Below are 6074 nucleotides of genomic sequence, written 5' to 3' on the forward strand. Positions count from 1 at the left end.
CGGTGCCGGATGGGGTTTCGATGTCGTATTGCCGCTCGCCACTAATCACGTCGAGCGGATCGGTCATCAGCTGCGCGACAGGCGCGTGGATGCAAAAGTCGATGCAGATATCGCGGATATGCTGTTCTGCGAGCGGATACGAACAACCGGTCACGTAGGGCAGCACCTGCGAAAAGAAGTCGGAGAGGTTCGCCATGGCGACCGCTTATTTGCGCAGGTACTTAATGCTGTAGCTAAAGCGCTGCACTTCGCGCTCGATGGTGGCTCCGTTGGCGCCCGCCTCGTATTCGGTCATCGTGGCGTTTTCCAGGATGGCCGCCACTTCGATAGGCACGTCGCACGGGACACCGCGCGGCACGTTGAAGCCGTGGCCATTGATGCTCAGGAAAACAGCCTGGCGGCCCAGCTCCCCGGCGCCGTTGGCGATCGTGATCTGGACCTTCTCGCCCGTCAGGTTGTCGCCGTGGTCCACGACGGCGATGTCGAGGCCCTTCTTGATCTCGACGGGCTTGGGGACGTCGTCGATGGTGGTAACGCTGGTAGTGTCTTTTGCTGCCATGGTGATGCTCCTGAATGTGAGGGAAAATGCAAAACGCCCACCGAAGCGGGCGTTTTACGGGGTTGGCCGGGCGTTATGCGGTGACGGCGAACTCGCCGCGCACCATCCACTGGTCGTTGAGGATCACGGCGCCCTGCATTGCCTTCCACGCCACGCGCCCGCGCTGCGCCAGCGGGTCCGAGTCGCTCGGCTTGGCGTTGACCACCATCGGCGTAAGCGCGAACATGCCCTTGAGCGCGACCACGGCGTAGGCATTGGTGGCGATGTACAGGGCCGGGTAGACGTCGGCTTTGACGCCAGTGGTTGAGGTCATCAGCCCCTTGTCGCCGCCGGCGTCGATGAACGGGACGAAGATGGTCGAGGACAGGTAGCGCACGTCCTCGACCTTGCCGATCTCGTTTTCGTACGGCGTCATCGAACCGTACTTCTCGATCGGCACGAAGCATGACTTGCCGTCTGCGCCCAGCATGTTGCGCACGTCCGACTCCATGTCGGGGTGGATCAGGCCGATGTAGCTTTTCGCAACCGGCTCGGTGCCGAATGCCGCCGTCGACTTGACCACCTTGGTGATCGGCTCGGCGTTCTGGCGTTTCAGGGCCTTGACAATCTTGCGTTGGACCGCCAGCGAGATCGGGGCGGTCACTGCCGCTCGCGTGGCGCCATTGGCGTACACCACATTGGTGCCGGCCCGCAGCACGCCGTAGCGCATGCGCTCGATCATTTGCGCGGCCTGCTCGCCCAACAGGTCGATCGCTTCATTCAGGACGTTGTCCTCATGGGTGTCTTCGATGATGTCCGTGATAGTGATCATCGAGCCGTACTGGGTCAGCATGCACGGCACATCGGTGGACGCCATGGTCTGCGAGCCGGGCGTGACGCCTTCGACCAGCGCCGACGGAGTGGTGTCCAGCGCCGAATAGCGACGAAAGACAATGGTCTTGGACGAATTGGCGGGCAGGGTCTTGGCCTGGCCGAATTTTTCGAGGCACAGGTAAGGGATGGCGCGTTTGAGCAGTTGCTTGTTCGCGTACGCGGCGGTACGCGGCGAGATATCGCCGTAGGTGGTATTGCCCATGGAGTTTTCCTAATGAAGGGGAATCGATAGCGGCGGGAGCCGCAGAGATGCGTGGATCTGTTGGGGCGCTAACAGCAGCGTTCGCCAGTGAGATCCGCACTGGCACGGACCACCTTTTTAGTGTTCGTTCCAGGCCGCCGCGAAGTCGTCATCGCCGGACGGTTCGTTGGGCAGAGCCAGGCCGCTCGACCGCACGCCCTCGGCGCCATCGATTTCGCTGTCGTCCACGCCGGCGCCCTTCGATGCCTTGAAATCCGTGAGCATGTCGATGACTTCCTGCGTACTGCCGGCGTCGATGACCTGCGACAGGCGCGCCTGCTCGGCTGGCTCCTGGCCGTCCTTCCAGGCGCTGAACTCGGACGATTCAACGACATCGGTAAAATCTTCATGCGCAGCCGCGATGGCCTTGAAGTGGTTGGCGTTGCGCTCGCCCTGCAAGTGCTGGATGACTTCGTCAACCGTGCTCGACAGTGTTCCCAGCCCTTCGCCCACCTTGTCGGCGCAAACCTTGGCAATGAGACGCTTCATCAGGTCCACGAATTCGGGTCCGAAGTCGTCCGCCAAGGCTTTTTCAGGATCGTCACTGTCAGCGGCGCCGACGGCGTCGGCGGCCGGGTCGGTGGCGCCTTCGCTTTCCTGGCTCTCGCCCACGCTGGACGTTTCGAGCGTCGCTTCCTTGGCCGCCAGCTCGGCCTCCTTGGCCTGCAGCTGCGCTTCCCATTCCTTGAGGTGCGCTTCGTCACCGGATGGCTGTACGGCGGCGGGGCTTGCAGCGGGGGGTGCAGCTGAGGCATCGGCGGGGTCCTCGGCCCCAACGCCGGCACCGGGGCCAGCTACATCGGCGAGGCCGAACGCTTCGTCCTCGCTCTGCGCCGTCGGTTCAGCGTCGGCCGCATCGAACTCCGCAGCGAAATCGGCCGCGTCTTGTGTCTGTTGCTTTTGGGTGGTTGGCATGTGGTTCTCCTGTGGGATAGCTGAATCGGGCGAAAAAAACCCGCTCGGGGCGGGTGGGGGGACTGCGGTGGGGATTACACCCTGGCTGATCGGTGCGCGCTGCCGGTGCGGATCATGTCGCGCAAGGCGTTGAGCTGGGCCAGCGCACCTTGCTTGAATGCAAGCTGATCGGCCGTGACGGTGGCAAGATCGGCATAACACCCTTCCGCCAGCGCATCGAGCAAGTCCAGCAAGATCCTTGTTTCCGGCATGGCGCGAAATTCGAGCAACGCGGCCGATTCGCTGGCGATCGCCGCCCGCAGCTGTTCCTGGGAGCGCATCATTCGATTGCCGCCGTCTCGATGCCGGCATGCTCGCCGACATTGGCGCCGACCTGGCCGCCGCGCGGATCACGCTGCGCGGCCAGCTGCTGCGGATCGGGAATGGCCGGCTGAGCGGCGCCGGGTGGCGCCGATCCAGCCGGAGTAGGCTGGCCGGGAGTGGAATCGACCCAGCCGGCCGATTTCAAGATGGCGTCCCCTGCAGGCGCAATCTCCGGGCGCTCCGTCGCCACACCGGCGGCCTGCATGCCCGCATACGCCGCGTCCACGTTGGTTTTGGTGGCGATCGCGTTGATGCGCGTGACCTCGGCCGCGAGCTTGGCAACTTCTTGCGTTATCTTCTCGGCCCCAAGCATGGCTACCTTCATTTGCAGCTCCTGCATTTGCTGCTGCTGCGCGGCTGCGGCCTGGGCGGCGTCGTTGTTGCGCTCGGCCTCGACCTCGTCCTCGGTCTTGATGATGCTCGACAGGTCATGCGCTTCGGCGCGCTGCCGCAGCAGTTCTTCGCGCTTGATGTAGGGGGCGTCCTCTGGTGTGAGGGTGGCGGCGAAGTTGTCCAGCTGCTGCGCGCGCACTTCCTTCGCCATCAGCGACGCCGTGCCGCGCGCCTTGATGTCGAAGTCGCCCTTGCAGCTGTTGTCCGGATTGAACTGCATGTTCCACTTGTACAGGTCGCTAATAAACGGCCTGGTCACGCCCTCGTCGTAGTTCGTGATCAGGTCTTTCATCACGATGGAGGCATTCGCCATCAGCATGGACATGCCCGATGCGGTGCCGGCGGCGCCCTGGGTGGCATTCTCCCCCTGCATGTAGCGCGGGATGGCGGTGACGTCATCGGCATTCTTTTTGAACATTTCGACAATGGGCAGCAGTTCTTCCAGCCCGTTCGGCACGTTCAATACCCTGATTGCGGGCTGGCTGGCGTCCTGCCCGGCGCGCTTCCAGATCTTGAACGGGTACATGTCGTCCGCGTCCTCCGCTGGCGACAGCAGATTCATGTTCACCTCGATCTGTGGCCCGGCCGACAGCGCCGCGTTGTCGAGTACCATGCGCGTGGCCGCGTTCACGGTGGTCTGGTCGTCGCGCATGATCGAGGCGAAGCCGTCGCCGAAGATGCTCGTTTCGTCCTTGTCGGCGTAATACAAGTGGTACGGGTAGGTGACGCCGTTGATCGGCTGCAGGGTGATCTTGATCACATCCCCGTCCGGGAGCATCCATACGTTCGAGAAAAACGTCTCGTGCATGCGGTCCTGGGGAACGACCACGCCGGCCTGCGACAGCAGCTCGCCGCCGATCCAACCCCAACGCTCCACTACTTCGTAGTTGCCGTCGTGATTGAGTTTTGCTGACTGGCGCTCGCCGATCTGCCGGATCTCGTTGTCGTACGCACGCGAGGTTTGCGCCCCCTTAGGGTTGGCCAGGATATAGGCGCGGATCTTGGCGCCATTGAATGCTTTGCGCTTCGCCAGCGCCGCGAGCGCGCCGCGCGTCATGATGTGCTGCTCGAAGACATAGCCGCAATCCGACAGCTTTGTGGCTGACATGTCCGGGTAAAAACGCCACAGGGGTACGTAGGCGACGAAGGGCACGATGTACGACTCGGTCTTCATCACCCAGTTTCCATTGACCCGCACAAACTTCTGACGGGTCTTGCGCTCGACCAGCGGAGCCTTGAGCACGCCAGTGCCGTACAGGTGGCCGCTGTGGAGCACGTCCCTGGCCGTGCTCTTGTACTGGGCCTCGGCCAGCTGGTCATCCATGATGCTGGTCATCTTGTCGGCCGCCATCTTGACCAGCTTGGCGACCGCGGCGTCCAGTTCGCGGCGCGTCGGCACCGCCCCCGTCTTCGCCACCATCTGGCTGATCAGCTTGCGCCTGGTATCGCGGTCGACGGATGGGACGGCGGTAGGCTCGGCCGTCCAGTTGCGGTCGGACGTGGTCGGGAACAGCAGATCGGCGACGCGGGCGTTAGCGGTTTTTACCTTCACGCGCGTCAGGCGGACAAAAGCCCTGGAGCGATTCTTTCCGAATTTCGCTTCCACGTCCGGATCGTAGAGCCCGCGATACTGGCGCAGATCCATGAGCCAACGCTGTTCGGTTTCGCGCCGGTCGAGCACGGCCTGGGCGAATTCGGCCAGAAGCGTGACGCCGAGCGTGTCGAGCGCCACGTAAGCGGCGTTGTCGTCGCGGGCCATGCCCTCGGTCGCTGCCCGCACATATTCGTCATGCGCGGTATCTACTACATCAGTCATTAGCGTGCCCATAAAAAAAGCCCGCATATTTGCGGGCCGGCATGTACAGTTTTATGCATTTTTGTATACCCTGTCCTAGTGCCTCAAAGTGGCGATAGCAGGCATAGAGGAACAACAAAAAATGGTTAAAACATAAACTCGGATTAGGGATTAGGTTTCCCGGGACCAATAGCGCTAACTTCTAGCCGGCGTTCCGAACGCATGTCAAGTAAATCCCGGGCTAACTGAGGATCGACCCCACGCGCGCGCAGCATTAAAAACGCCGGTTCAAATCCTAAATTGCGCTGCAACCGAAATGCTTCGGTAATTACCGCGCTTGTGGAGTCATCTGTGCGTCGATTTGTTGTCATTTATCGTTCCATGGGAGTAGAGCGTCACCAGGCGACGCCTGAAGCCTAACGCAGCGACGTGGAATTTTATCACTGGTCCTACAAGCATTGTAATATTGATCTTTCAATATCCTGCACGCGATGCTGCTCGCTGTTGCGGATGCACACTTCGATGGCCCGAGTCGCCGCGTAGCGCACGCGGCACGACCGCTTCTGCAAAAGTCATGGCAATGGCATCGGCGCCGTCTGGTGAGCGCATCTGCCGCTTCTTCATGTCATCCTTGGCCTCAATGAGGCGCGCACCGTTCGAGGATGTCTTGTAACTCGGGGCGGAAATATCCGCGATCATGGCGACATCGTTCGGCAAGCGGTTGGGCCCGTCCTCGATCCACTCTTTGAATCGATACCAGATCTCGGCACGCTTGTTGGCGTACAGCTCCGGGTCGTCGGCCCTCGCAGCAGAGTTCACGCCGATGACGGGCACGCCTAGCTCCTTGAGCCGGTCCACGATGCCCGATCCGATGCCGATCTTGTCCACGAAGATGGCATCGGGCTGCATGTCGCGGTAGTAGCCGGCAAGGATGC

The 6074-nt window shown here is 61.9% G+C and carries 6 protein-coding genes and 1 pseudogene; all 7 read right to left on the reverse strand.

The genetic code is table 11. The features are described 5' to 3' along the window. Nucleotides 1-196 (reverse strand): hypothetical protein (locus tag F2P46_RS35330; RefSeq protein ID WP_208296915.1); only part of this gene is annotated, 196 nt, incomplete at its 3' end. Between the two features lie 9 nt (nt 197-205). Further along, complete coding sequence (locus F2P46_RS35335; protein ID WP_166899140.1) at nt 206-559, reverse strand: hypothetical protein; 354 nt, start codon at nt 557-559, stop codon at nt 206-208. 73 nt (nt 560-632) lie between these two features. After that, nucleotides 633-1634, reverse strand: coding sequence for a N4-gp56 family major capsid protein (locus tag F2P46_RS35340; RefSeq protein ID WP_166899142.1), 1002 nt, complete (start codon nt 1632-1634; stop codon nt 633-635). 117 nt (nt 1635-1751) lie between these two features. Further along, nucleotides 1752-2588 (reverse strand): hypothetical protein, encoded by an 837-nt coding sequence (locus F2P46_RS35345; protein ID WP_166899143.1) that lies wholly within the window; start codon nt 2586-2588, stop codon nt 1752-1754. Nucleotides 2589-2662: 74 nt separating this feature from the next. Further along, a complete protein-coding gene (locus F2P46_RS35350; RefSeq protein ID WP_054264770.1) occupies nt 2663-2911 on the reverse strand; it encodes a hypothetical protein in 249 nt (82 codons plus the stop codon). After that, the gene (locus F2P46_RS35355; RefSeq protein ID WP_166899145.1) at nt 2908-5160 is read right to left on the reverse strand and encodes a hypothetical protein; all 2253 of its coding nucleotides are present in this window, start codon (nt 5158-5160) and stop codon (nt 2908-2910) included. Before F2P46_RS35355 ends, F2P46_RS35350 begins: the two co-directional genes overlap by 4 nt. A gap of 453 nt (nt 5161-5613) precedes the next feature. Further along, nucleotides 5614-6074, reverse strand: a pseudogene (locus F2P46_RS35360) (hypothetical protein); the annotation flags it as partial.

Origin of the sequence: Massilia sp. CCM 8734 (assembly GCF_011682155.1) — a bacterium.
Classification (GTDB): Bacteria; Pseudomonadota; Gammaproteobacteria; order Burkholderiales; family Burkholderiaceae_D; genus Telluria_A; species Telluria_A rubra.

What these genes read in the sequence shown, in the direction of transcription:
- F2P46_RS35340 (WP_166899142.1), bottom strand. Translation starts at nt 1,634, where the DNA reads ATGGGCAATACCACCTACGGCGATATCTCGCCGCGTACCGCCGCGTAC.
- F2P46_RS35335 (WP_166899140.1), bottom strand. Translation starts at nt 559, where the DNA reads ATGGCAGCAAAAGACACTACCAGCGTTACCACCATCGACGACGTCCCC.
- F2P46_RS35355 (WP_166899145.1), bottom strand. Translation starts at nt 5,160, where the DNA reads ATGACTGATGTAGTAGATACCGCGCATGACGAATATGTGCGGGCAGCG.
- F2P46_RS35350 (WP_054264770.1), bottom strand. Translation starts at nt 2,911, where the DNA reads ATGATGCGCTCCCAGGAACAGCTGCGGGCGGCGATCGCCAGCGAATCG.
- F2P46_RS35345 (WP_166899143.1), bottom strand. Translation starts at nt 2,588, where the DNA reads ATGCCAACCACCCAAAAGCAACAGACACAAGACGCGGCCGATTTCGCT.